23 protein-coding genes are annotated in these 25593 nt (G+C 71.9%); 3 read left to right on the top strand and 20 right to left on the bottom strand.

Features of this window, described 5'->3' with window-relative positions; genetic code table 11:
* Window positions 1-16: 16 nt before the first annotated feature.
* From ABT354_RS09225 to ABT354_RS09190, 8 genes are all read right to left on the bottom strand, one after another.
* Window positions 17-256 (bottom strand): hypothetical protein, encoded by a 240-nt coding sequence (locus ABT354_RS09225; RefSeq protein WP_351491033.1) that lies wholly within the window; start codon window positions 254-256, stop codon window positions 17-19.
* Window positions 253-1746: an Asp-tRNA(Asn)/Glu-tRNA(Gln) amidotransferase subunit GatA gene (gatA, locus tag ABT354_RS09220; RefSeq protein WP_351491031.1), complete on the bottom strand. Its 1494-nt coding sequence runs from the start codon at window positions 1744-1746 to the stop codon at window positions 253-255. Before gatA ends, ABT354_RS09225 begins: the two co-directional genes overlap by 4 nt.
* A 5-nt stretch (window positions 1747-1751) precedes the next feature.
* On the bottom strand, window positions 1752-2048 hold the full coding sequence (gene gatC / locus ABT354_RS09215; RefSeq protein ID WP_003955854.1) for an Asp-tRNA(Asn)/Glu-tRNA(Gln) amidotransferase subunit GatC: 297 nt from the start codon (window positions 2046-2048) through the stop codon (window positions 1752-1754).
* A 167-nt stretch (window positions 2049-2215) separates the two neighbouring features.
* Window positions 2216-4558 (bottom strand): putative bifunctional diguanylate cyclase/phosphodiesterase, encoded by a 2343-nt coding sequence (locus ABT354_RS09210; RefSeq protein ID WP_351491028.1) that lies wholly within the window; start codon window positions 4556-4558, stop codon window positions 2216-2218.
* Between the two features lie 360 nt (window positions 4559-4918).
* Window positions 4919-7102, bottom strand: coding sequence for an NAD-dependent DNA ligase LigA (gene ligA, locus ABT354_RS09205; protein ID WP_351491165.1), 2184 nt, complete (start codon window positions 7100-7102; stop codon window positions 4919-4921).
* Between the two features lie 81 nt (window positions 7103-7183).
* Window positions 7184-8182 carry a methionine synthase gene (locus tag ABT354_RS09200; protein WP_351491026.1) on the bottom strand — a complete coding sequence of 333 codons (999 nt, stop codon included), beginning with the start codon at window positions 8180-8182 and terminating at the stop codon, window positions 7184-7186.
* Between the two features lie 144 nt (window positions 8183-8326).
* Entirely contained in the window at window positions 8327-9025 is a 699-nt protein-coding gene (locus ABT354_RS09195) for an SDR family oxidoreductase (protein WP_351491024.1), read from the bottom strand.
* Window positions 9026-9122: 97 nt separating this feature from the next.
* Window positions 9123-9662 carry an LOG family protein gene (locus ABT354_RS09190; protein ID WP_351491021.1) on the bottom strand — a complete coding sequence of 180 codons (540 nt, stop codon included), beginning with the start codon at window positions 9660-9662 and terminating at the stop codon, window positions 9123-9125.
* Window positions 9663-9780: 118 nt separating this feature from the next.
* Between ABT354_RS09190 and ABT354_RS09185 the strand changes: the two genes are divergently transcribed.
* Complete coding sequence (locus ABT354_RS09185) at window positions 9781-10581, top strand: alpha/beta fold hydrolase (RefSeq protein ID WP_351491019.1); 801 nt, start codon at window positions 9781-9783, stop codon at window positions 10579-10581.
* 65 nt (window positions 10582-10646) lie between these two features.
* Here the strand turns inward: ABT354_RS09185 and mnmA are convergent, their stop codons facing one another.
* Window positions 10647-11792: a tRNA 2-thiouridine(34) synthase MnmA gene (gene mnmA, locus ABT354_RS09180; protein ID WP_351491016.1), complete on the bottom strand. Its 1146-nt coding sequence runs from the start codon at window positions 11790-11792 to the stop codon at window positions 10647-10649.
* Between the two features lie 59 nt (window positions 11793-11851).
* Between mnmA and ABT354_RS09175 the strand changes: the two genes are divergently transcribed.
* Entirely contained in the window at window positions 11852-12601 is a 750-nt protein-coding gene (locus tag ABT354_RS09175) for an N-acetylmuramoyl-L-alanine amidase (RefSeq protein WP_351491013.1), read from the top strand.
* A 37-nt stretch (window positions 12602-12638) separates the two neighbouring features.
* On the opposite strand, the gene ABT354_RS09170 is transcribed toward ABT354_RS09175, so the two are convergent.
* Both ABT354_RS09170 and ABT354_RS09165 read right to left on the bottom strand, forming a co-directional pair.
* The gene (locus ABT354_RS09170) at window positions 12639-13802 is read right to left on the bottom strand and encodes a cysteine desulfurase family protein (protein ID WP_351491010.1); all 1164 of its coding nucleotides are present in this window, start codon (window positions 13800-13802) and stop codon (window positions 12639-12641) included.
* Window positions 13803-13901: 99 nt separating this feature from the next.
* Window positions 13902-14933 carry a helix-turn-helix transcriptional regulator gene (locus tag ABT354_RS09165; protein WP_351491007.1) on the bottom strand — a complete coding sequence of 344 codons (1032 nt, stop codon included), beginning with the start codon at window positions 14931-14933 and terminating at the stop codon, window positions 13902-13904.
* 118 nt (window positions 14934-15051) lie between these two features.
* Here ABT354_RS09165 and ABT354_RS09160 point away from each other — a divergent pair, with 118 nt between their 5' ends.
* Window positions 15052-15639: a TIGR03086 family metal-binding protein gene (locus ABT354_RS09160; RefSeq protein WP_351491005.1), complete on the top strand. Its 588-nt coding sequence runs from the start codon at window positions 15052-15054 to the stop codon at window positions 15637-15639.
* 138 nt (window positions 15640-15777) lie between these two features.
* Here ABT354_RS09160 and ABT354_RS09155 read toward each other — a convergent pair whose 3' ends face one another.
* From ABT354_RS09155 to ABT354_RS09115, 9 genes are all read right to left on the bottom strand, one after another.
* Window positions 15778-16650: an SRPBCC family protein gene (locus tag ABT354_RS09155; RefSeq protein ID WP_351491003.1), complete on the bottom strand. Its 873-nt coding sequence runs from the start codon at window positions 16648-16650 to the stop codon at window positions 15778-15780.
* A 220-nt stretch (window positions 16651-16870) separates the two neighbouring features.
* Window positions 16871-17716 carry a thioesterase family protein gene (locus ABT354_RS09150; RefSeq protein WP_351491001.1) on the bottom strand — a complete coding sequence of 282 codons (846 nt, stop codon included), beginning with the start codon at window positions 17714-17716 and terminating at the stop codon, window positions 16871-16873.
* 94 nt (window positions 17717-17810) lie between these two features.
* Window positions 17811-18473, bottom strand: coding sequence for a trimeric intracellular cation channel family protein (locus ABT354_RS09145; protein WP_351490999.1), 663 nt, complete (start codon window positions 18471-18473; stop codon window positions 17811-17813).
* A gap of 103 nt (window positions 18474-18576) precedes the next feature.
* Window positions 18577-19788, bottom strand: a complete 1212-nt coding sequence (locus ABT354_RS09140) for an ABC transporter ATP-binding protein (protein WP_351490997.1) — start codon at window positions 19786-19788, stop codon at window positions 18577-18579.
* Window positions 19785-20783 (bottom strand): ABC transporter ATP-binding protein, encoded by a 999-nt coding sequence (locus ABT354_RS09135; protein ID WP_351490995.1) that lies wholly within the window; start codon window positions 20781-20783, stop codon window positions 19785-19787. Before ABT354_RS09135 ends, ABT354_RS09140 begins: the two co-directional genes overlap by 4 nt.
* Before the next feature lie 6 nt (window positions 20784-20789).
* Window positions 20790-21743, bottom strand: coding sequence for an ABC transporter permease (locus ABT354_RS09130; RefSeq protein ID WP_502983365.1), 954 nt, complete (start codon window positions 21741-21743; stop codon window positions 20790-20792).
* Between the two features lie 10 nt (window positions 21744-21753).
* On the bottom strand, window positions 21754-22758 hold the full coding sequence (locus ABT354_RS09125) for an ABC transporter permease (protein ID WP_351490991.1): 1005 nt from the start codon (window positions 22756-22758) through the stop codon (window positions 21754-21756).
* Between the two features lie 88 nt (window positions 22759-22846).
* Window positions 22847-24517, bottom strand: coding sequence for an ABC transporter substrate-binding protein (locus tag ABT354_RS09120; RefSeq protein WP_351490989.1), 1671 nt, complete (start codon window positions 24515-24517; stop codon window positions 22847-22849).
* 272 nt (window positions 24518-24789) lie between these two features.
* Window positions 24790-25581, bottom strand: a complete 792-nt coding sequence (locus tag ABT354_RS09115; RefSeq protein ID WP_351490987.1) for an enhanced serine sensitivity protein SseB C-terminal domain-containing protein — start codon at window positions 25579-25581, stop codon at window positions 24790-24792.
* Window positions 25582-25593: the final 12 nt, after the last annotated feature.

The raw sequence follows: 25593 nt of genomic DNA, 5'->3' as shown, positions 1-25593 counted from the left end.
GGTGAAACTTTCCCTCTCAGCCCAGCAGGACGTCGTCGTCGCCGAGGCGCTTCAGCTCGCGCACCAGCAGGGCGATGCCCGTGACGATGGCGGCACCGGTGATGGCGGCGTCGATCAGCCGGAGCGTGTCGTGCTCGCTGCGGGCCGCCTTGATCTGCTTGGCGACGCCGAAGACGCCGAACGCGGAGGTGCCGATCGACAGATAGGTACCGGCCCTGGACTTCTTGAAGCTCTTGGCCTTGGTCAGCGCGCTCATAGCGAAGGTGCCTCCTCAAGCAACGGGTGCCCCCACCTTTCCACGAAGGCGGCCTCGACGGCGGCGCCGACCTTGTAGAGCCGGTCGTCCTTCATCGCGGGGGCGATGATCTGAAGCCCGACCGGGAGGTTGTCCTCCGGGGCCAGACCGCACGGCAGGGACATCGCCGCGTTCCCGGCCAGGTTGGTCGGGATCGTGCACAGATCGGCGAGGTACATCGCCATCGGGTCGTCGGCGCGCTCCCCGATCGGGAAGGCGGTCGTCGGGGTCGTCGGCGAGACGATCACGTCGACCTGCTCGAAGGCGGCGTCGAATTCCCGCTTGATCAGGGTGCGGACCTTCTGGGCGCTGCCGTAGTACGCGTCGTAGTAGCCGGAGCTGAGGGCATAGGTGCCGAGGATGATCCGGCGCTTGACCTCGTCGCCGAAGCCCGCCTCACGGGTGAGGGCGGTGACCTCCTCGGCGGAGTGGCTGCCGTCGTCCCCGACCCGCAGGCCGTAGCGCATGGCGTCGAACCGGGCGAGGTTCGAGGAGCACTCGGAGGGCGCGATCAGGTAGTACGCGGAGAGCCCCAGGTCGAAGGAGGGGCAGTCCAGCTCCACGATCTCCGCGCCCAGCTCCTTGAGGAGGGCGACGGCCTCGTCGAACCGCTGCATGACCCCGGCCTGGTAGTGCTCGCCGCGGAACTGCTGGACCACACCGACCCGCATGCCCGCGACGCTGCCGTTGCGGGCGGCCTCGACCACCGGCGGGACCGGGGCGTCGATGGAGGTGGAGTCCAGCGGGTCATGGCCGGCGATGACCTCGTGCAGCAGGGCCGCGTCCAGGACCGTACGGGCACAGGGGCCGCCCTGGTCCAGCGAGGAGGAGAAGGCGACCATGCCGTAGCGGGAGACCCCGCCGTAGGTGGGCTTGACGCCGACGGTGCCGGTGACGGCGGCGGGCTGGCGGATGGAGCCGCCGGTGTCCGTGCCGATGGCGAGCGGGGCCTGGTACGCGGCGAGGGCCGCGCTGGAGCCGCCGCCGGAGCCGCCGGGGATCCGGGTCAGGTCCCAGGGGTTGCCGGTCGGGCCGTAGGCGCTGTTCTCGGTGGAGGACCCCATGGCGAACTCGTCCATGTTGGTCTTGCCGAGGATGACGACATCGGCCTCCTTCAGCTTGCGCGTCAGGGTGGCGTCGTACGGCGGGATCCAGCCTTCGAGGATCTTCGACCCCACGGTGGTGGGGACGCCCTCGGTGGTGAAGATGTCCTTCAGGGCGAGCGGGACACCCGCGAGGGGGCCCAGCTTCTCGCCCGCGGCGCGCTTGGCGTCGACGGCGCGGGCCTGCGCGAGGGCGCCCTCGCGGTCGACGTGGAGGAAGGCATGGACCTTCTCGTCCACGGCGTCGATCCGGGCGAGATGGGCCTCGGTGACCTCAACGGCGGTCAGCTCGCCGGAAGCGATCTTCGCGGCGATCTCCGCCGCGGTGAGCTTGATGATGTCCGTCATGGTGATCAGTCCTCCCCCAGGATCTGCGGCACCTTGAAACGCTGCTGCTCCTGGGCCGGGGCGCCGGAGAGCGCCTGCTCGGGGGTGAGCGACGGACGGACCTCGTCCGCGCGCATGACATTGGTCAGCGGCAGCGGGTGGGAGGTCGGGGGCACGTCTTGGTCGGCGACCTCGGCGACGCGGGCGACCGCGCCGATGATGTCGTCGAGCTGACCGGCGAAATGGTCGAGTTCATCGCCGGAGAGTTCCAGGCGTGCCAGCCGGGCGAGGTGGGCGACCTCCTCGCGCGTGATGCCAGGCATGCAGCGATCCTCAGGGTGAGTGTGTGTGTTTTGGCCCCAATCCTATGGGGCACGGCCCGCCGATCACGACAGGGTTGAGTCCGGGCACCCGCCGGGGCCCCTCCGGGCACCGCGCCACCCGGGCCCGGAGGGGCCCCGGCGGGCCCGCCCAGGGGGCCTACGGACGGTTACGGGAGCACATGGCTGGAGTGCTCGCCGGCCTCGGCCGGCGCGGGGGCCGCCGGTGGCGCCGGGGCGGCCGCCGGCTGCGGGGCGAGCGCCGGGGCCGCGGGCGGCAGCTGCTGAGCCCTCCCCGGGGCCGTGGGCGGCAGCTGCTGGGCCCGCGCCGGAGCGGCGGGCGGCAGCTGCCCACGGGTGGGCGCCCCGGGCGGCAGCTGCGCCCGGGTGGGGGCCGCGGGCGGCAGCGGGGCGGGCGTGGGGGCCGTGGTCTGCCCGGGGCGCGGGGGCCGGTGCCAGCCGTGCTCGCCCCGGGCCCGCAGCCAGGCGGTGGTCTCCTGCGGCGGCATCGCGGCGGCGACCAGCCACCCCTGGACGGCGTCGCACCCCAGATCGCGCAGGCGCTCCCAGGTCTCGTCGTCCTCCACCCCCTCGGCGACGACCAGCAGCCCCAGCGAGTGGGCGAGGTCGACGGTGCAGCGGACGATCTCCGCGTCCTCGGTGTCGACCGCCAGCCGGGCCACGAAGGAGCGGTCGATCTTCAGCTCGCTCACCGGCAGCCGGCGCAGATGGACCAGGGACGAGTACCCCGTACCGAAGTCGTCCAGGGACATCCGGACCCCGTGGTCGGTGAGCCCGGCCAGGGTGTCGGCGGCGCGCTGCGGGTCCTCCAGCAGGACATGCTCCGTTATCTCCAGCTGGAGCGCGCCCGCCGGGACACCATGACGGGCCAGCCGGGCGGCGACGGATCCGGCGAACCCGGGGGTGTGGACATCGCGCGGGGAGACATTGACGGCGACCGGCACCTTGAGCCCCTGCGCCCGCCAGATGGCGACCTGGGCGAGGGCGGTGTCGAGGACGTACTCGGTGAGATGCGGCATCAGCCCGGAGGACTCGGCGATGGCGATGAACTCGTCCGGCGGGACCCGGCCGCGATCCGGGTGCACCCAGCGCACCAGCGCCTCCAGACCGGCCACATGGCCGTCGAAGCGCACCTTGGGCTGGTAGTGCAGCTCCACCTCGCGCGCGTCCAGCGCCCGGCGCAGATCGCCGAGGAGCCCCAGCCGGTCGGGGGTGTTGCTGTCCCGCTTGGATTCGTACACCTCGACGCCGGTACGGTCCCGCTTCGCCTGGTACATCGCCACATCGGCGCGGCGCAGCAGCCCCTCCGCGTCGAGCGCGTGCTCGGGGAAGACGGCGACCCCGGCGCTGGCCTCCAGGACCAGGGTGAGCCCGTCGAGGTCGAGCGGGGACGACAGCTCCCCGGCGAGCTGGCGGGCGATCCGCTGGGCGCTGGTGATGGAGTCGGCGGCGGGCAGCAGCACGGCGAACTCGTCGCCGCCGAGCCGGGCCGCCTCCGCGCCCCGGGGCAGGGCGTGCCGCAGCCGGTGGGCTATCTGCAACAGCAGCCGGTCACCCGCGAGATGGCCGAGGGTGTCATTGACGGAACGGAAGCGGTCGAGGTCGATGAGGACCAGCGCGGCGCGGGTGCCATGGCTCTCGGCCTCCTCCAGCGCGGTCCAGGTCCGCTCCAGCAGCCACTGCCGGTTGGGCAGCCCGGTCAGCGGGTCGCGCAGCTGCTCCTCGGCGCGGGCGCGGGCGATCCACAGGGTGGAGTCGAGGGCGATCAGGGGGATGGCGAAGAGCGGCAGCAGCAGCGGCAGGGCCACGGCCACCACACAGACCAGGGGGGCGATGCCCAGGAGCGCGACCGCGACAAGGCCCTGCCGCAGCAGGGCCGTACGGGCGATGGTGGGCAGTCCGCCGCCCTGCGGGGCGAGCGCATACCACAGCAGCAGCCGGGTGACCCCGAGATAGGCACCGGCGGCGAGCAGCACTTCGGGCGCGGCCCCGATGCCCCAGTCGAGTGGCTCCCAGGGCCGCTCCACGGTCGGCTCCACCCCGAAGGCGGTGAGGACGAGGGCGGCGGTGCCGAGGCCGAGGATGTCGGCGGCGCCGTGGAGGAGGCCATGGCGCCGCCGCTCCTTGCGGACCGTGCCGACCAGGGTGACGACGGCCAGCGAGACCAGGAGGGCGGGCACCCAGCCGTAGAGGAGCAGGACGGCCAGGGTGAGGGCGGCCCCGGAGCCGGTCCCGCCCCACCAGCGGTCGCGGCCGAGCGCGACCAGATGGCCCACGATGATCCCGGTGAGGACGGCGAAGGCCCAGCCCTCGGCGGAGCCGGGGAAGAGGGCGCGCTCGTCGCGAAGGGCTCCGGTGATCCCGGTGACGGCGACGAGCACGGCCCCGGCGACCACGGCGAGGGGCAGCCCCGGTGTCATGCCCGCCAGACCGGCCAGGGCCGCGAACCCACGCGGCCGTACGACCGGGGCGGCGCTCTCGGTCGGTTCCATTCCCGTCCCTCTCACAGCCGGCGGTGCCGATGCCTGGCGATGGTTCATTTTCGTCATGCCACCACGACTGAATTCCCACCAAGCAGCCGTGCACGACAGGCGCACATCTCAACAGTAGGCCGCGTTGGGCTCCGACGGGCAGCGCTCTACAGCTCTTGCCCGAATGCGACCCGACCACCCTTATCCATCTGCTATGCGCTGAACGGGTGACCTGTACCGGTCGTTCCGGATCCTCCAAAAGCGTCTTGTTCTTGCCGTCCGTCCCGCCGGACAGCTCCCCCGGCACGCCCTCTCCGACCCTCTCCGACCCTGGTGTACGCCCCCTGTGTGCCTCTCTGTCCGGCCTCCGCCCCCGGTGCGCTACTCCACTTGCGGCACAGCAGCCTCACGCGCCGCATCAGGACCTTGTTCAAGGAGAATTCCGAACCCGTTCTCATCCAGAACGGGCACCTTCACCTGCATGGCTTTGTCGTACTTGGAACCGGGGTTGTCACCGACGACCACGAAGCCGGTTTTCTTGGAAACAGAACCGGTCACTTTCGCGCCGAGGCTCTGAAGGGCCTCTTTTGCGCCATCCCTGGTGTAGTTCTCCAGCGTTCCGGTCACGACGACGGTGATGCCCTCCAGCGGACGGGGGCCCTGCTCCTCGTCGGCGCCCTCCTCCGCCATGCGCACCCCGGCCGCCTCCCACTTGCGCAGGATCTCCTGGTGCCACTCCTCCGCGAACCACTGCTTGAGGGAGGCCGCGATGATCGCGCCGACGCCGTCGGTGGCCGCCAGCTCCTCCTCACTGGCCTCCTGGATCCGCTGGACGGAACGGAACTCCCGGGCCAGCGCCTCGGCGGCGACCGGACCCACATGCCGGATGGAGAGCCCGGTGAGGATCCGGGAGAGCGGCCGGTCCTTGGCCGCCTCGATGTTCCTCAGCATCGCCACCGCGTTCTTGCGGGGCTCGCCCTCCTGGTTGGCGAAGACGGTGGCGATCTTCTCCTCGCCGGTCTTCGGATCGCGCTTGGGCAGCTTGCTGTCCGGGTCCAGGACATAGGCGGTGATCGGCAGCAGCTGCTCGATGGTGAGCGAGAAGAGATCCCCCTCGTCGCTGAGCGGCGGCTCGGCCGGGGCCAGCGGCCGGGTGAGCGCGGCGGCGGCGACATAGCCGAAGTGCTCGATGTCCAGCGACTTGCGGCCCGCCAGATAGAACAGCCGCTCCCTCAGCTGGGCCGGGCAGGAACGGGCGTTGGGACAGCGCAGATCGACATCGCCCTCCTTCATCGGCCGCAGCTCGGTCCCGCACTCCGGGCACTCGGCGGGCATCACGAACTCCCGCTCCGTGCCGTCCCGCAGCTCGGCCACCGGGCCCAGGATCTCCGGGATGACATCACCGGCCTTGCGCAGCACCACGGTGTCGCCGATGAGCACCCCCTTCGCCTTCACCACGTCCTGGTTGTGCAGGGTGGCGAACTCGACCTCGGAGCCCGCCACCTGGACCGGCTCCACCTGGGCGTACGGGGTGACCCTGCCCGTGCGGCCGACCCCGACGAGGATGTCGAGGAGCTTGGTGTTGACCTCCTCGGGGGGGTATTTCCAGGCGATGGCCCAGCGCGGGGCGCGCGCGGTGGAGCCGAGCCTGCCCTGGAGCGGGATCTCGTCCACCTTGACGACCACACCGTCGATCTCGTGCTCCATGGAGTGGCGGTTCTCGCCGTAGTGGGCGATGAAACGGCGCACCCCCTCCAGCGAGTCGACCACCTCGTAGTGGCGGGAGGTCGGCAGCCCCCACGCGCGCAGCAGCTCATAGGCGTGCGACTGGCAGTCGATGTCGAAGCCCTCACGGGCGCCGATGCCATGGACCACCATGTGCAGCGGCAGGGTCGCGGTGACCTTGGGGTCCTTCTGCCGCACCGAACCGGAGGCCGAGTTGCGCGGATTGGCGTAGGGCTGCTCCCCCGCCGCCACCCGTCTCTCGTTGAGCTGCTGGAACTGGTCCATCGGGAAGTAGACCTCGCCCCGGATCTCCACCAGCTCCGGGATCCGGTCGCCGCCGAGCCGCTCGGGCACCTCGGCGATGGTGCGGATATTGGGGGTGACGTCCTCGCCCTCCCGGCCGTCGCCCCGGGTCGCTGCGCGGGTCAGCCGCCCCTTCTCATAGGTGAGGTTCACCGCGAGGCCGTCGACCTTCAGCTCGCAGAGGAAGTGGAACTCCCCGCCGCCGACATCCCGCTCGACCCGCTCCGCCCAGGCGGTCAGCTCCTCCTCGTCGAAGGCGTTGTCCAGGGAGAGCATCCGCTGCCGGTGCACCACCTTCGCCAGGTCCGTCTCGTACTGCCCGGCGACCTTCTGGGTCGGTGAGTCGGGTGTACGCAGCCCGGGGTGCAGCTCCTCCAGCTCCTCCAGGGAGCGCAGCAGCCGGTCGAACTCGCTGTCGCTGATGACCGGCTGGTCCTTGACGTAGTACCGGAAGCGGTGCTCCTCGATCTGCTCGGCCAGCTCCGCGTGGCGCTCCCTGGCCCATGCGGGCAGGGCCCCGGCGTCCTGTCCGGACAGCTCCGTCAGCTCCGTCAGATCCGTCAGATCCGTCAGCTCTTCGCCAGCCACCGTCTTCGTCCTCCCGATTCCCGGCACCCCTTACTCAGGGTTGTCTGCGAGCGATCTCGCCGCACGGGCGCAGTGGGCGAGGGCTTCCCGGGCGTACGCCGGTGAAGCGCCCGCCAGACCACAGGTCGGGGTGACCACCACGGACTCCGCCAGAGTCCCCGGATTCAGCCCCAGCCTGCGCCACAGCGTCCGTACACCCATGACGCTACCTGCCGGGTCTGACAATGCCGTGTCCGTGGACGGCACCACTCCGGCGAAGAGCGCCGTACCGCCCTCGACGGCCTCGCCGATCGCATCGTCGTCACGCTCGGTGAGGAGGCTGTAGTCGAAGGAGATGGCGGCGGCGCCGGCCCGGCGGAGCAGCGCGAAGGGGACATCCGGGGCGCAGGAGTGGACGATCGCGGTCTCGGTGCCGATCACCTCCCGCAGGGTCGCCTCCACCACCTGGCGGTCGACGGCCCGGTGGGTGCGGTAGCCGCTGGCGGTACGGATCTGCCCGCGCAGCACGGCGGTGAGGGAGGGCTCGTCCAGCTGGAGGACGATCCGGGCGAGGGGGGCCCGGCGGCGCACCTCGGCGAGATGGGCGCGCAGGCCCTCGGCGAGGGAGCCGGCGAGATCGCGGCGGGCCCCGGGGTCGCCGAGGACGGACTCGCCGCTCCGCAGCTCCAGGGCGGCGGCGAGCGTCCAGGGGCCCACCGCCTGGACCTTGAGCGGGCCCGGGTATCCCTGGGTGAATTCCTCCAGGGCGTCCAGGTCCTCGCCCAGCCAGGAGCGGGCGCGGCGGGTGTCCCGGCCGGGCCGGTCGCTGATCCGCCAGCCGCTGGGCTCGACATGGGCGTACATCTCGACCAGCAGGCCGAGACTCCGTCCGATCATGTCGGCGCCGGGGCCCCGGCCGGGCAGTTCGGGCAGATGGGGGAAGCCCTCGAAGGACCCGGTGACGGTCCTCGCGCTCTCGCGCGCGTCACCGCCGGGCATGGAGCCGACGCCGGTGGCCGGGCCCCAGACAAACGCTCTCTTCTCGCTCACCCGGGAAGGGTACGCGCCATGCCCGGGGCGGGCCCGCGAAGGGCCGACGGCGGTACGGGGCGGTATGCGGCGGTACGGGGGGCTCCGCCGGGACCGTACCGCCGTCCGCGCCCGGGTGGGTCAGCGGGGGCCGGGGCCGACCGGTCAGCGGGGGCCGGGGCCCGGACGGACCGTGATGTTCTCCAGGACGGCGTCGCGCGGCAGATCCACGGCGGTGATGACCGCCGTCGCCACCGAGTCGGGGTCGATCCAGCGGGACGGGTCGTACTCCCGGCCCTCCTGGGAGTGCACCTTGACCTGCATGGGGCTGGCCGTGCGCCCCGGGTACACCGTGGTCACCCGGACGCCCTGGTCGCGCTCCTCGTCGCGCAGCGCGTCCGCGAGCGCCTTCAGTCCGTGCTTGGAGGCGGCGTACGCGCCCCACTCGGCGTGGGCCTGGAGTCCGGCGCCCGAGTTGACGAAGACCACATCGCCTCGGGCGACGCGCAGCTGGGGCAGGAGCAGCCGGGTCAGCTCGGCGGGGGCGACCAGATTGGTGTCGAGCTGCTGGCGCCAGGTCTTCGGGCGGAGTTCACTGACCGGGCCGAGGTCCACGATGCCCGCGATGTGCAGCAGTGAGTCGACCCGTTCCGGCAGCTCCTGGTGGGAGAGGGCCCAGGAGATGCGGTCGGGTTCGGCCAGATCGGCGACGAGGGTCCGGGCGCCGGGGTGGGCCGCCGCCAGCTCCTTGGCGCGGGCGGCGTTCCGGGCGACGAGGACGAGGTCGTCGCCCCGGGCGTGCAGCCTGCGGGCGACGGCCGCGCCGATGCCGGAGCCCGCTCCGGTGATCACATGTGTTGCCATGGCCCCATGATCCCACCCGGCGGGACCGCTCCCGGGGCCGGAAGCGGAACCGGCGGCGGAACCGGCGGCCGGACCGGGCCCGGGCGGCGGGAGCGGCTCAGGCGATACCGGCCGACTCCTCCAGATACGCCAGCGCCCCCACCCCGTCCTCCGCGAAGAAGACCAGGTCGGCGAGGGGCAGCGGCAGAAAGCCCTCCGCCTCCATCCGCCGGAACTGCTCCTTCAGACCGTCGTAGAACCCGTCGGTGTTCAGCAGCACCACCGGCTTGGTGTGCCGGCCGTGCTTCTTCAGCTCCAGGATCTCGGTGGCCTCGTCCAGCGTCCCCGTACCCCCGACCATGATCACGACCGCGTCGGCGCGCTCCAGGAGCAGCGCCTTGCGCTCCGCGAGGTCCCGGGCGATCAGCATCTCGTCGGCGTTCTCCCGGGCGGAGGCGGCGAGGAACTCGACGGAGACCCCGACCAGCCGTCCGCCGTGCTCCTGGACCCCATCGGCGACCACTTTCATCAGTCCGCTCTCCGAGCCGCCCCAGACGAGCGTATGACCGCCCTTTCCGAGGAGTTCGGCGAATTCCCGGGCGGGGCGGGTGTAACGCTCGTCGAGGTCCCGGGCGGAGAGAAAGACACAGATGTTCATGGGACCACCGTACGGTTTCCGGGATTCATCAGTGAACTGTCCTTTTTTCAACCGAAGTTGTGGAAGAAATATCCGTCCGGTGCGATGAGTCCCGCGCCCGGCGACGGTCGGCACCGGTATGGAGAACATGAGCCGCACGCTCGCCAAGGCACGTTCCGGGGACGGCACCCCCATCGCGTACGAACAGTGGGGGGACGGGCCCCCGCTCGTCCTGGTGGGCGGGCCGCTGAGCACCTCGGCGACGGACGCGCCGCTCGCCGGGCTGCTCTCGGCCCGCTTCCATGTGATCACCTACGACCGCCGGGGCCGTGCGGCCAGTGGCGACCGCGGTGGCCCTTCCGTGGAACGGGAGATCGAGGACCTGGCCGCCGTGATCGGGGAGGTCGGCGGCAGCGCCTGTGTGCACGGCATGTCCTCCGGCGGCGCGCTGGCGCTGCGGGCGGTGGCGGCGGGGGTGCCCATCACCCAGCTGTCGCTGTACGAGCCCCCGTTCGACCCGTCCGTACGGTCCCTGATCCGGCGCCCGCCGGAACGGGTGGCACGGATCCTCGAACTCCTCACGGAGGGACGGCGGGGCGACGCCCTCGCCCTCTTCCTCGACGACGCCGGGACCCCCGTCGAGACGGTGGCGCGGATGCGCGGAACGGCCCTCTGGGAGGTGCTGGAGTCGGTCGCGCACACCCTCCCGTACGACCACGCGGTCATGGGGAGCGGTGCCGTGCCCACGGGGCTGCTGCGGCGGATCGGCATCCGGGTGATGGTGGTCGACGGCGGCGCCAGCCCGCCCTGGATCCGGGAGGCGGCCCGGCTGGTGGCCCATGCCCTGCCCCGGGGCCGGCACCGGACCCTGACGGGCCAGACCCACGAGGTCGCCCCGCATCTCCTGGCGCCGCTGCTGGAGGACTTCCTGGGCGACTGACCCGGCCCGCCGGAGCCCGGTGCCCCTCGCTGGGGGCGCCGGGCTCCGGCGGGCCGTCGGTGGTGTCAGGCCAGCGAACCGGCCGGGGATGCCGCGTCCGCCGTGGGGCGGCGGGTGGCGGCGATGGTCGCCGAACCCACCACCCGGGTGCCGTCGTAGAGCACGATCGCCTGGCCGGGCGCGACCCCGCGCACCGGCTCGGTGAACTCGACCCGCAGCTCGTCGCCGACCGGCTCGGCGGTGACCTCGGTCTCCCCGCCGTGGGCCCGCAGCTGCGCGGTGTACGTACCCGCCCCGGAGGGGGCCGTCCCGCACCAGCGCGGCCTGATCGCGGTCAGCGCGACGACATCCAGCGCCTCGACGGGACCCACGGTGACGGTGTTGTCGACCGGGGAGATGTCCAGGACATAGCGCGGCTTGCCGTCGGGGGCCGGGTGGCCGATCCGCAGCCCCTTGCGCTGGCCGATGGTGAAGCCGAAGGCGCCGTCATGGGTGCCGAGCCGCCGGCCCGACTCATCCAGGATGTCGCCCTCCGCGGTGCCCAGCCGGGAGGCGAGGAAGCCCTGGGTGTCACCGTCCGCGATGAAGCAGATGTCATGGCTGTCGGGCTTCTTCGCCACGGCGAGACCGCGCCGCTCGGCCTCCGCGCGGATCTCCTCCTTGGTGGTGAGGGTGTCACCCAGCGGGAAGAGGGCATGGGCGAGCTGGCGCTCGTCCAGCACACCGAGGACATAGGACTGGTCCTTGGCCATGTCGCTGGCGCGGTGCAGCTCGCGCCCGCCGTCCTCGCGGAGCACCACGGTGGCGTAGTGCCCGGTGCAGACCGCGTCGAAGCCGAGGGCGAGGGCCTTGTCCAGCAGGGCCGCGAATTTGATCTTCTCGTTGCAGCGCAGACAGGGGTTGGGGGTGCGGCCCGCCTCGTACTCGGCGATGAAGTCCTCGACCACGTCCTCACGGAAGCGTTCGGCGAGGTCCCACACATAGAAGGGGATGCCGATCACATCGGCGGCACGGCGGGCGTCACGCGAGTCCTCGATGGTGCAGCAGCCGCGCGCTCCCGTACGGAACGACTGGGGATTCGCGGAGAGCGCCAGGTGGACTCCGGTCACATCGTGTCCCGCCTCGACGGCGCGGGCGGCGGCGACGGCGGAGTCCACACCGCCGGACATGGCGGCGAGCACGCGCAGGGGGCGAGGGGAAGTCTGAGTCATAGCCCTACCAGGGTACGGGCCGGGGAACCGTGGGGTCGCGCGTCCACGTTGTAGAGCTCATGGGAAGCGATACGGGCCGCGGTGGCGGTACGAGCGGCGGCGCGGGCGCCGGTGGCGGCAGGCGCCGGGCCGGCGGGGCGCGGCGCGGGGGTGCGGGCGGGCCCCGGGTGAGCCGGCGGGGGCTGCTCTTCGGCGGTGCGGCGGCCGTGGTGGGCGGGGGCGCGCTCCTCGCCCAGGACCAGCTGCGCAGCCTGTGGTGGCAGGTGCCGGGGGTGACCAAGCCGCGCAAGGAGGGTGAGCTGGACCACAGGGGCGCCGAGTGGACGGCGGCCTCCCGGGCGAACTGGCGGCTGGCCGACCGGCCCGACGACTTCCGGATCGACCGCGTGATCATCCATGTGGTGCAGGGCAGCTATCCGACGGCGCTGCGGGTCTTCAAGAACCCGGGGCACGGGGCGGCCACCCACTATGTGGTCCGCAAGGACGGCCATGTGGCGCAGATGATCCGGGAGCTGGATGTGGCCTTCCACGCGGGCGACCGGGGGTTCAACGAACGCAGCATCGGGATAGAGCACGAGGGCTTCGTGGACCGGCCGCAGGACTTCACGGAGGCGATGTACCGGGGCTCGGCCCGGCTCACCGCCGGTATCTGTGTGCGGTACGGGCTGCCGGTGGACCGTGAGCACATCATCGGGCATGTGGAGGTGCCGGGGACGGACCACACGGACCCGGGGCCGCACTGGGACTGGGACCGCTATCTGCGGCTGGTGAAGGAGGCGATGCCCGGGGCCCGCCGCGCCCAGGGCTGAGGGCCGGGGCCGGGGTCAGCCGCGCCCCGGGCCCGGGTCAGGTGAGCCCGGCGGCGCGGGCGCGGGCCACGGCGGGCCCGATCGCCCCGGCGACCGCGGCCACATCGGCCGCAGTGGAGGTGTGCCCCAGGCTGAAGCGGAGCGTGCCCCGGGCGAGGTCCGGATCGGTGCCGGTGGCCAGCAGTACATGGCTGGGCTGGGCGACCCCGGCGGTGCAGGCGGAGCCGGTGGAGCACTCGATGCCCTGGGCGTCCAGCAGCAGGAGGAGCGAGTCGCCCTCGCAGCCGGGGAAGGTGAAGTGGGCGTTGGCGGGGAGCCGGTCCACGGGATCGCCGCCGAGCAGCGCGTCGGGGACGGCGGCCAGCACCGCCCGGACCAGCTCGTCACGGAGGGCGCCCACCGTACGGGCGAACTCCTCGCGGCGCCCGGCGGCCAGCTCGGCGGCGACGGCGAAGGCGGCCACGGCGGGCGCGTCGAGGGTGCCGGAGCGGACATGGCGCTCCTGCCCGCCGCCATGGAGGACGGGGACGGGGGTGTGCTCGCGCCCCAGCAGCAGCGCCCCGATGCCGTACGGGCCGCCGATCTTGTGCGCGGAGACGGTCATCGCGGCGAGCCCGGAGTCCAGGAAGGACACCTCGGTCTGGCCGACGGCCTGGACCGCGTCGGAGTGGAACGGCACCCCGTACTCGGCGGCCACCTCGGCGAGGGCCCGGACCGGCATGATGGTGCCGATCTCGTTGTTGGCCCACATCACGGTGGCGAGGGCGATGTCGTCGGGGTCGCGCTCGATGGCCTCGCGCAGGGCCTCGGGGTGCACCCTGCCGTACCGGTCCACCGGCAGATACTCGACGGTGGCGCCCTCGTGCTCGCCGAGCCAGTCCACGGCGTCGAGGACGGCGTGGTGCTCGACGGGGCTGGCGAGGATCCGGGTACGGGCGGGGTCGGCGTCGCGCCGCTGCCAGTAGAGGCCCTTGACGGCGAGGTTGTCGGCCTCGGTGCCGCCGGAGGTGAGGACGACCTCGCTGGGGCGGGCGCCGAGTGCTTCGGCCAGGGTCTCGCGGGCCTCCTCGACGGTGCGGCGGGCCCGGCGCCCGGCTGCGTGCAGTGCCGATGCGTTGCCGGTGACGGTGAGCTGCGCGGTCATCGCCGCGATGGCCTCCGGCAGCATCGGAGTGGTCGCGGCGTGGTCGAGGTAAGCCATGGTGGCCCCGATTCTACGAGGCGGCCCCGGGACGCGGACGCGGCGCGGGGTCGTACAGGGGCGCACCCCTGCCCGGCCGGGAGGGAAGCCCCGGGCGGGTCAGGGTGCGGCGGGGGTGTAGAGGGCGACGACGGAGGTGGCCGCGTCGGTGAGCAGAGCGCGGGCGCTCTCCGGCGCGACGATCTCCACCGCGTCGCCGAGGGCCAGCAGGGCATGGACGTCACGGGGTTCGCAGAAGCCCAGCTCCACCCGGGCCCACCGGCCGGCCGGAGCAGCGGCAGGCTCCGGGGCCGGCTCCGGGGCCAGGGCAGGGGCCAGGGTCGGGTCCAGGATCGGTTCCGGGGTCGGGTCCCCGATGACATGACCCCCGTACAGCGCCAGGAACAGCTCCAGACGCTCCTCCCGCACCCGCGCGGTGACCCGGCACCGGGGCCGATGTTCGATCCGGCAGCGCAGCGAGTCCCAGACCTCGGCCAGCTCCAGACCGGGCCGCCGCCGTACCGGCTCGTCCAGCACGGTGGCGGAGCGCACCCGGTCGGCGCGGAAGAGCCGGGGCTCGCCCGCCTTGTCCGCGACGAGGTACCAGACGCCCGCCTTGACCACCAGGCCGTAGGGGTCGACGGTGTACTCCCGGACCTCGGCGCCCCCGCCGCGCCGGTAGCGCAGCCACAGCCGCCGGTCGGCGAGGACGGCCCCGCTGAGGGCATCGAAGTCGGCGACCGGCCGCGCCGTCGCCATCCAGCGTTCCGGGTCGACCAGGATCCGTCTGCTGATCAGCTCGGCGGCGGGCCGGTGGGGTTCCGGCAGCGCGGCCATCACCTTGCGCAGGGCGGAGCCGAGCGCCCGGTCCAGGCCGAGCGCGCTGTGCGCGCCCTGCGCGGCGAGGACGAAGAGGGCGCGCGACTCGTCCTCGGTGAGCCCCGTGACATCGGTGCGATAGCCGGGCAGCAGGGCTATCCCGCCGTGCCGGCCGCGCTCCGCGTAGACCGGGACGCCGGTCGCCGAGAGGGCCTCGACATCGCGGTAGATGGTGCGGACGGAGACTTCCAGCCGTTCGGCGAGTTCGGTGGCGGGTATCCGGCCTCGGGTCTGGAGGAGCAGCAGCACGGAGAGGAGCCGTTCGGATCTCATCTGCGGGCACGTCCTGGGCTTCGGATGAAAGAGTTCGCAAACCTGACGGGGGGTGTCAGGTTATCGGTGCAGAGTGGCGTCCCGTACCGACCCCTCCATCACTCCGTGGGAGACGCCGATGAACGACCCCCGCCCCCTCTACGCCCGTGCCGTCGCGCAGTTCGCCGCGCTGGTGGCGACCGTGGAGCAGGACCAGCTGGACCGCCCGACGCCCTGTGCCGAGTTCGATGTCCGGGCCCTCCTGGACCATGTGCTGATGGTGACGGACCACCTCGCGCACGTCGGGGAGGCCGGGGACTGGCTCACCGCCCCCGAGTGGACCCGGCAGGTGGCCGACGACGGCTGGCCGGCCGCCTTCGAGGAGAAGCGCGTACGGGCCATCGGGGTCTGGGCGGACGACGCCAGGCTGGCCGGGGAGGTCTCGGTGCCCTGGGGGAAGGTATCGGGCACGGCGGCGCTGGGCGGCTATGTGCTGGAGACGGTCACCCACACCTGGGACCTCTCCCGGGCGCTGGGCAATCCGCTCCCCCTGGACCAGGAGCTGGCCGAGGGTCTGCTGCCGCTGGCGCGGGGGTTCATCGGGGCGGAGCACCGGGGCGGCGAGATCCCCTTCGGGCCGGTGCGCGAGGTCCCGGAGGACGCGGACGCCTATGACCGGCTCGCGGGGTGGCTGGGCCGTGAGGTGCCCTTCACGGCGGCGGGCTGAGCGCTCCCCCAGCGGCTGTCCCCTGCCACGGCTGCTCCCACCGCGACTGCCCCTGCCACGGCTGCTCCCACCGCGACTGACCCTGCCACGGCTGCTCCCACCGCGACTGACCCTGTCTCGGCTGTCCCGGGGCCCGGCTCAGGACCGGCGTACCTCGCCCGCCAGCTGTTCGATCCGGGTCCGCCAGGACTCCAGGGTGTCCGCCGCCGGGGCGTCGGACGGCAGGGTCGCCGTGAGGAGCAGCCGGGCGCCATGGCCGGTCCCCTCCAGCAGCTGCCAGCGGACCTCGGTGCCGGGCCCGGGTTCATAGGCCAGCAGATGGGGTGGCCGCAGCTCGGTGATCCGGCCGGGCCGGGTGCCGGGGGCGAGGAAGCCGGGCGGCGGGGGCGCGCCGAGCAGCGGGGTCGAGTGGCGGGCCAGCAGGGCCCAGACCCGCTCGGCGGGCCGGACGAGCTGGCGTTCGTAGCGCAGGCTGCGGCCGCCCGCCGCGGTGGCCCGGACGGTTCCGCCGTCCAGTCCGAGGCGGCGTACGTACTCCTCGTGCAGGGTCCCGCCGGTGTCCCGTTCGGGGGCGGTTCCGGTGTCCTGGCCGGCGAGGAGCCGGGCGAGGGCGGCGAGGCAGTGGTGCCAGCCCGAGGCGTAGCTCGCGGCGCCGTAGTGGTCGCCGAAGGTGTGGGTGAGGGTCAGCAGGGAGCCGGAGCCGTCGGGGCCGTCCGGGGCGATCTCCCAGCGGAGTTCGTCGTCGCCCCAGGTGAAGCCGAGGAGCCGGGGTTCCACCAGCTCGGTGACGGTGCCGGTGGCCCCGGGGGCGGACGCGCCGGGGAAGCGGAAGCCGAGGGTGGCGCCGGGCCGGGGGGCCGGGCTCACCCGGCAGGGGAACCACCGGGCGAGCAGCTCGGGATCGGTCAGCGCCGTCCAGACCCGGGCGGGGTCCGCCGCCAGCGGGCGGGCCATGCGCAGCGCGGTCCGGCCCTCGCCGGCCGGGGTGAGCGCGTCGGGGTGCGCGGTCATGAGGAGTGGCCTCTCTCGCGACCCCGGTGGTACGCGTCGCGTCCGTCGGGCGGCCGGGGCACGCTCCGACCATACCGACGGGCGGGCCGCCGGTCCCCCACCCCGGGCCGCGTGTCAGCCGACCGCCCGGGGAGGGCCATGTCCCAGCCGGTGGCCCGGGATGGGCCGTGTGTCGGCGGGTGGACCGTGGGTCAGCCGGTGGCCCGTCGCGCGCCCCGGCTCAGCGGGGCGCCTTCGCCAGCTGGCGGGACTGGGCGACCAGCCGGTCCGCGCTGTCCCAGACCTCGGCGTCCTCCTCCAGGAAGCCGCCCGCGAGATTGCGGGTGGCGATGGCGATGCGCAGCGGTCCGGGGGCGGGCCGGCAGCGGACATGGACGGTCAGCTCCACCGTCGGGGTCCAGCCGGAGAGCCCGAGGTCGAAGGAGGTGGGCGGCAGCGCGTCCACCGCGAGGAGCAGCGAGAGGGGGTCGTGGTCCCGGCCGTCGGCGAGCCCGAACCAGCCACGGGTCTCGCCCTTGCCGGAGGGGGCGCCGACGACCCATCCGACGGTCGCCGGGTCAAGCCGGATGGCGAGCCGGTCCATGATCGCGGAGCTGCCGCTGAACGGGGGCGGCGGCCCGTCGCCGGTGCCGGCGCACTGCTCGTACGGGGGCATCGCGGGCGGCCGGGCCGAGGTGCGGACCTCGCCGTGGAGGGTGTCGAGGTCGCCGTAGGTCGCCAGTACCCGGATGCGTTCGACCTCGGTGCCGTCCTCGTCCCGCTGGAGCAGGGACGCCTGTCCGGTGGAGAGGGTGCGGCCGGTACGGACGGTCTCGGTCCGGATCTCCGCGGGGCCGGGCCGGGAGGCGCTGAGGTAGTGGGCGGTGATGGTGAACGGGTCCGCGTGGGGCAGCGCGTCGCCGAGCGCCCGGCCGAGCAGGGCGAGCAGATAGCCGCCGTTGACGGCGCGGATGATGGTCCAGCCGGGGGAGAGTTCCGCGTCGTAGACGCCCGGCGCGCGGAGGGTGACGGCGGTGTCGCGGTCGAACTCGCTGTCCCCGATGGATGCCTGAACTGCCTGTGCCATGGCGGCACCGTACAACAGCGTCATACTGAGCGGTAGCTTAATTCTTGGCGTTCCCGATCCGCGAACACCGCACTCACCTGCGGCGACGGAGAGATCACTGACCGTCGTCGGCCATGGCGGAGCGGCGGTTCCAGGCGCGCGGGGCCCGCCAGTGGAAGCGGAGCGCGAGCAGCCGCAGCGAGAAGGCAGCCAGCGCGGCCAGCCCGCCGGTGAGCGCGTTGAGGGTGTCGAAGCGGATGCAGAGCGCCACGACGGTGGCGCCGACGATCGCGGGGACCGCGTAGAGGTCCCGGTCCCAGCGGAGCAGCGAGGGGACCTCATTGGCGAGCACATCGCGCAGCACCCCGCCGCCGACGGCGGTGGCCAGGCCGAGCACGGCGGACATGGTCAGGCCGAGACCGTACTCGTACGCCTTGACGGTGCCGGTCACACAGAACAGCCCGAGGCCCGCCGCGTCGAAGACATTGACCCCCGTCTGGATCCGCTCGACCTCCGGGTGGAGGAAGAAGACCAGGACCGTGGCGACCAGGGGCATCAGAAAGTAGCCGAGGTCGGTGAAGGCGGCCGGGGGGACCGCCCCGATGATCAGGTCACGCAGCAGCCCGCCGCCCAGCGCGGTCACCTCGGCGAGGACCGCCATGCCGAAGACATCGAAGTTCTTGCGGACGGCGAGGAGCGCGCCCGAGATCGCGAAGACGAAGATCCCCACAAGGTCGAGCGCATGCAGAACGGAGGGTGAGAACAATTCTTGGAGCACCGGACAGTTCTACCCTGTCCCGCCCGGTGCTCCTCCCCCCTGGCCCGCCGCCCCTTTGTCCCTCTTCGTACCGGGGGACCACCGGGGGCGTACCGGGGGCGGGTCAGCCCTTCCCCGAGGCTGCCTCATCGGGCTCGGTGCCCTTGGCCGGGGCTGCCTCGTCGGGCTCGGCGCCCTTGGCCGGGGCGGGGGCGTCGTCCGTCTTCTGGGCGGGGATCGCCACCGACAGCGGGTCCGCCACCTTCTCCGTGACCTCCGCCTCCTTCGCGACGACCGCCGCCGTGGCCACCACCGCGTCGATCCCGGTCGAGCGGGTCTGCTCGACCGTGCCCGCCTCGATCTCGCGCGCGAAGTGGCAGGCCACCCGGTGGCCGTCACCGAGATCGACCAGGGCCGGACGCTCCGCGCCGCACCGCTCCTGCGCCCAGGGGCACCGGGTGTGGAAGCGGCACCCGGCGGGCGGGTTCGCGGGCGAGGGCAGGTCCCCGGCGAGCAGGATCCGCTCCCGCCGGTCCTCCACCTCGGGGTCGGGCACCGGCACCGCCGACATCAGTGCCTTGGTGTACGGGTGCTTCGGCGCCGCGTAGAGCGCGTCGCCCGGCGCCTCCTCCACCAGCCCGCCCAGATACATGACCCCGATGACATCCGAGATGTGCCGGACGACGGCGAGGTCATGGGCGATGACCAGATAGGTCAGCCCCAGCGACTCCTGGAGCTCCTCCAGGAGATTGATCACCTGGGCCTGGACCGATACATCGAGCGCGGAGACCGGCTCGTCGCAGATGATCACGTCCGGCTCCAGGACCAGCGCCCTGGCGATACCGATGCGCTGGCGCTGACCGCCGGAGAACTCGTGCGGATAGCGGGAGAGGGCGTTCGCCGGAAGACCGACCCTGGCCAGGATCTCCTTGATCTTCTCGCGCCGCTCGGCCTGGTCCTTGCCGATCTTGTGGGCGGCCATGCCCTCGCTGAGGATCGACTCGATGTTCTGCCGGGGGTTGAGGCTGCCCAGCGGGTCCTGGAAGACCATCTGGAGCCGGCGGCGGAAGCCGCGCATCTGCTCATCGGGCAGTTGCGCGAGGTCCGTTCCGTCGAAGACGACCTTGCCGTCGGTGACATCGACCAGCCGCAGGACGGCCCGCCCCAGGGTGGTCTTGCCGCACCCCGACTCGCCCACCAGGCCATAGGTCTGCCCGGCCTCGACCCGGAGCGAGACCCCGTCGACCGCGTAGACATGGCCGACCGTACGGTCGAAGAGGATGCCCTTCCTGACCGGGAAGTGGACCTTCACATCGTCGAGTTCGAGCAGACTCATGCCGAGACCTCCGCCTGGGGCGTGGGAAGGACCGGGTTGACGCAGCGCACCTGGTGGCCCGCGGCGCGTGGTTCGGTCAGTTCGGGCGTGCCCGTCAGGCACTCCATCGTGTAGTGGTCGCAGCGCGGGGCGAAGGCACAGCCGTCGGCCCAGGCGATGCGGTCGTTGATGGATCCGCGGATCGGGGAGAGCGGCTCCCCGCGCGGGGCGTCGAGCCGCGGGATGGAGCCCAGCAGACCGTGCGCGTACGGGTGGGTCGGATGGGCGAACAGCGCGCGCCGGCCCGCCGACTCCACCGCCCGGCCCGCGTAGAGCACATTGACCTGGTCGCAGAGACCGGCCACGACACCGAGGTCATGGGTGATCATCAGCAGGGCGGTGCCCTCCTGGTCGACCAGCTCCTTGAGCAGCTCCAGGATCTGGGCCTGGATGGTCACATCCAGGGCGGTGGTCGGCTCGTCGGCGATGAGCATGCGCGGCGCGCAGGCGACCGCCATGGCGATCAGGGCGCGCTGGCGCATCCCGCCGGAGAGCTGGTGCGGATACTCCTTCAGCCGCCGGGAGGGATCCGGGATACCGACCCGGTCAAGGAGCTGGGCGGCCTCCTTGCGGGCGGCCTCCCCCTTCATGCCCCGGTGGCGATGGAGGATCTCGGTGACCTGGATCCCGATGGGGACCACCGGGTTCAGCGAGGAGAGCGGATCCTGGAAGATCATCGCCAGCTGGCTGCCCCGCAGACCGCGCCGTTTGCGCGGGTTCATGGTCAGCAGGTCCTGGCCGTCGAAGACGGCCCGGCCGCCGACCCGGACACCCTTGGCGGGCAGCAGGCCCATCAGGGCCAGCGAGGTGACGGACTTGCCGCACCCCGACTCGCCGACCAGGCCCACGACCTGACCCTGGTCGACATCGAAGGAGACACCGTCCACGGCCGTGGAGTCCTTCCGGCCCTTGGCGGTGAAAGTGACGCTGAGTTCGTCGACGGAGAGCAGTGCCATGGGACTTCAGCCTCGCAGCTTCGGGTCGAGGGCTTCGCGCATGGCCTCGCCGAGCAGGGTGAAGCCCAGGGCGGTGATGATGATTCCGACCGCGGGATAGACCGCCATCATCGGCTCGTTGTCGAAGAAGCGCTGTGCCTGGGAGAGCATGACGCCCCACTCCGGGACGGCGGGGTCGGGGTTGCCGAGACCGAGGTAGGACAGGGCCGCGGCCTCGATGATCGCGGTGGCGAGGCTCAGCGTCGCCTGAACGATCACCGGGCTCAGCGAGTTGGGCAGGATCTGGGTGAGGACGATCCGCCGCTTCCGTACCCCCAGCGCCTTCGCCGCGAGGACATAGTCCGCGCCGCCCTGGGCGAGCATCGAGCCGCGCAGCAGCCGGGCGAAGACGGGGATCTGGACCACACCGACGGCGATCATCACGGTGGTCAGGGACTGGCCCATCACCGCCGCTATCGAGACCGCCAGCAGCAGCGACGGCAGCGAGAGCATGATGTCGGTGATCCGCATGATCACGGTGTCGACGCGCTGTCCGGCCCGGCCGCCGAGGGTGGCGGCGGCGCCCGAGACCACGCCCACCAGGGCGCCGGCGATCAGACCGATGAGCATGGAGACCACACCGACGAGCAGGGTCTGGCGGGCGCCGACGAGCATCCGGGAGAACATGTCCCGGCCGAGGTTGTCGAGGCCGAACCAGTTCTCGGCCCGCATGCCGACGAACCGTCCCTGGTTGGGGAAGACCTCGCCGCGCCAGGTCTGGGCGGTGGGGGTGTGCGGGGCGACCCACGGTCCGATGATCGCGAGCACCACGAACACGGCGATGATGGCGGCACCGATGATCGCCATCTTGCTGCTCCGCAGCCGCCGGGCGGCCTCGCGCCAGAGGCTGGCGCCGCTGGTGGCCTCGGAGGTCTGCATCAGCTCCGCGAGCCGGTCGATCTTGTCGGCCTTCTTGGTCATGATCGTCACGTCAGTGCACCCGCACTCTCGGGTCGATGAGGCTGTACGCGAGATCGACCAGCAGGTTGATCACCACGTACACCATCGCGATGAAGAGGATGAAGCCGACGAGCACCGGATAGTCGCGCGCGTCGATCGAGGTGCGGATGAACGAGCCGACGCCGCCGAAGGAGAACACGGACTCGGTGAGCACCGCCCCGGAGAGCAGGCTGCCGGTCAGCAGACCGACCGCGGTGACCACGGGGAGCATGGCGTTGCGCAGGACATGGCGGACCCGGACGACCCGCTTGTCGAGGCCCTTGGACTCGGCGGTGCGGACATAGTCCTCGCCGAGGACTTCGAGGACGCTGGCGCGGGTCATGCGGACGATCACCGCGAGCGGGATCGAGGAGAGGGTGACCGCGGGCAGCACCAGATGGACGATCGCGTCCCAGCTCGCGTCCAGCTCACCGGTGAGCACACCGTCGAGGATGGCGAAGCCGGTGATCTCGGTGGCGTCCAGACCGGTGGAGAGCCGCCCGTAACTCGGGAACCAGCCCAGCTCCACCGCGAAGACGCCCTTGAGCAGCAGGGCGAGGAAGAACACCGGGATGCAGATCCCGACGAGGGAGCCGGAGACCGCGGCCACGTCCAGCCAGCCGCCGCGGCGCTTGGCCGCCAGATAGCCGAGCGGGACACCGATGACGACGGCGATCAGGATCGCCGCGACACCGAGTTCCACGGTGGCCGGGAAACGCAGGGTGAACTCGTCCCACACCGGCTGACCGGTCTGGGTGGAGGTGCCGAGGTCCAGTTCGAAGATGCGCTTGAGGAAGCGCCAGTACTGGACGTGGACCGGCTCGTCGAGGCCCAGCGCCCGGTTGATCCTCGCCACTTCGGCTTCTGTGGCCCGCTCGCCCAGGATCGCTGAGGCGGGTCCGCCGGGCAGTCGGTTCAGCCACAGGAAGAGCAGGACCGACAGGCCGAGCAGGGTGGGAATGAGCTGTAGCAGTCTTCTGACGACAAGTCGCAGCACCCCGCATGCCCCTTTCTCACGTACGTCACTGTGGGTCCGCCCGGCCACCGATGAAGCGTGGCCGGGCGGACCGTGAGCTAACAGTCGTCTACTTGAAGGAGACCTCGGCGAAGTTCTCCTGCGTCAGCGGGGAGACCTTCGGCGGGTTGACGTTCTTGCCGAACGCGATGGCCGGCGGGGAGGACGAGACCGGGACACCCGGGACGTACTCCATGATCGCCTCGTTGGCCTTCTTGTACGCCTCGACGCGGCCCGCGGGGTCGGTGATCTTGGAGGCGGCGTTCACCGCGTCGAAGACCTTCTTGTCCTTGAAGCCCCACTGCTTGTCCGGCCCGGCGAACCAGGTGCCGATGAAGTTGTAGCCGTCGTTGAAGTCACCGGTCCAGCCGAGGAGGTGCAGGGCGCAGGAGCCCGCCTCGGTGGCGTCCAGGTAGTCCGGGGCCCACTTCATGGCCTTCGGGGTGACGGTGATACCGGCCTTCTCCAGGTCGGCCTTCATCAGCTCGAACATGTCCTGCGGAGCGGGCATGTACGGGCGGGTGACCTCGGTCGGGTAGCAGAAGGTGAGCTTCAGCTTGCTCTCACCGGCGTCCTTGAGGAGACCCTTCGCCTTCGCGCTGTCGAACGGGTACGTCTTCACCTGGTCCGAGTAGCCGGCGACGGTGTCGGGCATGAACTGGGTCGCCGCCTTGCCGCCCTCGGGCAGCTGGGTCTTGACGAGGTTCTCCCGGTCGATGGCGTGGGTGATCGCCTGACGCACCTCGGGCTTCTTCAGCGCCTTGTTGGCGCTCTGGCTCATGCCGACATAGAAGATGTTGAAGACATCGCGGGTCGGGACCTCGTAGCCCTCGCCCTCCAGCGTCTTCACATCGGCCGGGGCGACCAGGTCGTAGCCGTTGATGTCACCGGCCTGGAGCGCCTGGCGGCGGCCCTCCTCGGTGTCGATCGTACGGAAGACGAGGTTCTTCACCTTCGCCTTGTCACCCCAGTAGTCGTCGAAGCGCTCCAGGGAGACTTCCTTGTTGCCCTTGTTCCACTTGGTGATCTTGTACGGGCCGGTACCGGCGACCGTGCCGGCCTCCTGGCTGTACTTGGGGTACGTGATCGCGTCGCCCTTGGCGCTGGCGTCCTGCTTCGCGTACTCCTGGAGCGCCTTCGGCGAGTGGATCGCCAGGGCCTGGAGGGAGAAGCCGCCGGGGAGGTTGGCCGAGGGCTCGTTGACCTCGATGACAGCGGTGCTGTCGTCCTTGGCGGTGCAGGACTTGTAGTTGGCCTTCGGGGCCTCGGAGTCCTCGTTCTTCGCGAACCCGCCCATGATGGTCTGCCAGTAATAGGAGACCGCGCTGGACTGGTACGTGCCCTTCCAGTTGAACCAGTGGTCGTAGTTGGCGCAGACGGCCTTGGCGTCGAGCGCCGCGCCGTCGTGGAACTTGACGTTCTTACGGATGTTGAACGTCCACACCGTGCCCTCGGCGTTGCTCGACCACTTCTCGGCGAGCCCTCCGACGAGTTTGCTTCCGCCGGGCTCGTGCTCAAGGAGTGCTTCGAACGCCTGACGGGTGACGCGGAACGTCTCCCCGTCGCTGGCGAGTGCGGGATCCAGGGAACCGGGGTCGCCGGCGCCGGCGAACACGAAGGTGTCCTTCGCGCCGCCCTTGTCACCGTCCTTGTCCCGCTCGCTGGCGCAACCGGTCGCGACCAGTGCGACGACAGCCGTCGTCGTGATCGCCCGGAGCGCCCCGGACTTGAGTATGCGCATGGTCCACCCCTGGTTCACCATGTGGGAGAGGTCTTGACCGGCCGAACACTACAGACGGGAGCCACCGGGGAGAACAGTCCGGATACCGGTGATATCCAGTCGAGACCCGGACGCTCAACAAATCGGTGCGATACAGGACATCCGCGAACGTCTCATTAAGTCCCTTGACATAGGCGATAGTTCGGAGATGTCATGGCGGACCACCACCTGAGGGACGGGCCCGTGCGGGTGGGACGGGTCAGCGGTGGCGGGAGTGGGTCAGCGGGGGTGGGTCAGCGGTGGTCGGCGGAGCCGGGCCGGGGATAGCCGTAGCCGCCCGCGCCCGCGCCATGTGCCTCGCGGTCGTAGAAGGGCCGGGCGCGGGCGCGCAGCCACATCGTCACGGGGTCGTACTCGTCGGACATGGCGACGGTCGAGACCGGCAGCCCCTCGGGGACGGCCGCGATGGACTGCTGCATCATGGCCCGGACCGCGTCGACGGAGGCGCGCCCGGTGTCGTAGAGATCGAGCCCGATGGCGAGGTAGGGCGCCCCCAGCGCGGGCTGCACCCAGGCGCGGCGGAGCGAGCGGACCGCCGGGGTGCGATGGGCGTTCTGGGCGAGCAGCGCGTAGAAGTGCGGGATCTCCAGGGCGGGTTCGGTCAGCCGCAGCGGCCCGGCGGGCATCCGGTCGAGGCCGGTGGCGATCCGGCGAAGGTCGGTCCAGGGGATGCCGACACCGCCGCCCGGGGCATGGGGATTCAGCCAGATGCCCCAGCGCTCGGGGAAGAGGGTACGGGCGATGTCGACGCCGGTGACCACCTCATGGGCGCGGCTCCAGCCGGAGCCGGAGAGTTCCCGTTCGGAGGTGACACAGGGGGCGTAGCCGAAGCCGTCGATGCGGACATTGCCGTACTGGGCGTCGGCGGAGCCGGGGGTGCCGTGCCACAGGAGCATCCAGAGTCTGCCCTGGGAGGGGTCGGCGAGTGCCGTGAGCAGTGCCTCGTACGCGTCGAAGCGTCCGGGCGTCACCTGGCGCAGCATGTGCTCGACCTGGCCGGCCGCCGCGGTGCCTGACGCGCTCACCCTGGGGTCCTT

This window comes from Streptomyces sp. NPDC000594 (assembly GCF_040299965.1).
Lineage (GTDB): Bacteria > Actinomycetota > Actinomycetes > Streptomycetales > Streptomycetaceae > Streptomyces.
Note: the sequence above shows the minus strand (reverse complement) of the source record. Positions and strands in the feature narration are given on the sequence as shown.

Excerpts from the sequence above, each read along its gene's own strand:
- ABT354_RS09225 (WP_351491033.1), bottom strand. The coding sequence starts at position 256 with ATGAGCGCGCTGACCAAGGCCAAGAGCTTCAAGAAGTCCAGGGCCGGT.
- gatA (WP_351491031.1), bottom strand. The coding sequence starts at position 1,746 with ATGACGGACATCATCAAGCTCACCGCGGCGGAGATCGCCGCGAAGATC.
- gatC (WP_003955854.1), bottom strand. The coding sequence starts at position 2,048 with ATGCCTGGCATCACGCGCGAGGAGGTCGCCCACCTCGCCCGGCTGGCA.
- ABT354_RS09210 (WP_351491028.1), bottom strand. The coding sequence starts at position 4,558 with ATGGAACCGACCGAGAGCGCCGCCCCGGTCGTACGGCCGCGTGGGTTC.
- ABT354_RS09195 (WP_351491024.1), bottom strand. The coding sequence starts at position 9,025 with ATGGCAACACATGTGATCACCGGAGCGGGCTCCGGCATCGGCGCGGCC.
- ABT354_RS09190 (WP_351491021.1), bottom strand. The coding sequence starts at position 9,662 with ATGAACATCTGTGTCTTTCTCTCCGCCCGGGACCTCGACGAGCGTTAC.
- ABT354_RS09185 (WP_351491019.1), top strand. The coding sequence starts at position 9,781 with ATGGAGAACATGAGCCGCACGCTCGCCAAGGCACGTTCCGGGGACGGC.
- mnmA (WP_351491016.1), bottom strand. The coding sequence starts at position 11,792 with ATGACTCAGACTTCCCCTCGCCCCCTGCGCGTGCTCGCCGCCATGTCC.
- ABT354_RS09175 (WP_351491013.1), top strand. The coding sequence starts at position 11,852 with ATGGGAAGCGATACGGGCCGCGGTGGCGGTACGAGCGGCGGCGCGGGC.
- ABT354_RS09170 (WP_351491010.1), bottom strand. The coding sequence starts at position 13,802 with ATGGCTTACCTCGACCACGCCGCGACCACTCCGATGCTGCCGGAGGCC.
- ABT354_RS09165 (WP_351491007.1), bottom strand. The coding sequence starts at position 14,933 with ATGAGATCCGAACGGCTCCTCTCCGTGCTGCTGCTCCTCCAGACCCGA.
- ABT354_RS09160 (WP_351491005.1), top strand. The coding sequence starts at position 15,052 with ATGAACGACCCCCGCCCCCTCTACGCCCGTGCCGTCGCGCAGTTCGCC.
- ABT354_RS09155 (WP_351491003.1), bottom strand. The coding sequence starts at position 16,650 with ATGACCGCGCACCCCGACGCGCTCACCCCGGCCGGCGAGGGCCGGACC.
- ABT354_RS09150 (WP_351491001.1), bottom strand. The coding sequence starts at position 17,716 with ATGGCACAGGCAGTTCAGGCATCCATCGGGGACAGCGAGTTCGACCGC.
- ABT354_RS09140 (WP_351490997.1), bottom strand. The coding sequence starts at position 19,788 with ATGAGTCTGCTCGAACTCGACGATGTGAAGGTCCACTTCCCGGTCAGG.
- ABT354_RS09135 (WP_351490995.1), bottom strand. The coding sequence starts at position 20,783 with ATGGCACTGCTCTCCGTCGACGAACTCAGCGTCACTTTCACCGCCAAG.
- ABT354_RS09130 (WP_502983365.1), bottom strand. The coding sequence starts at position 21,743 with ATGACCAAGAAGGCCGACAAGATCGACCGGCTCGCGGAGCTGATGCAG.
- ABT354_RS09120 (WP_351490989.1), bottom strand. The coding sequence starts at position 24,517 with ATGCGCATACTCAAGTCCGGGGCGCTCCGGGCGATCACGACGACGGCT.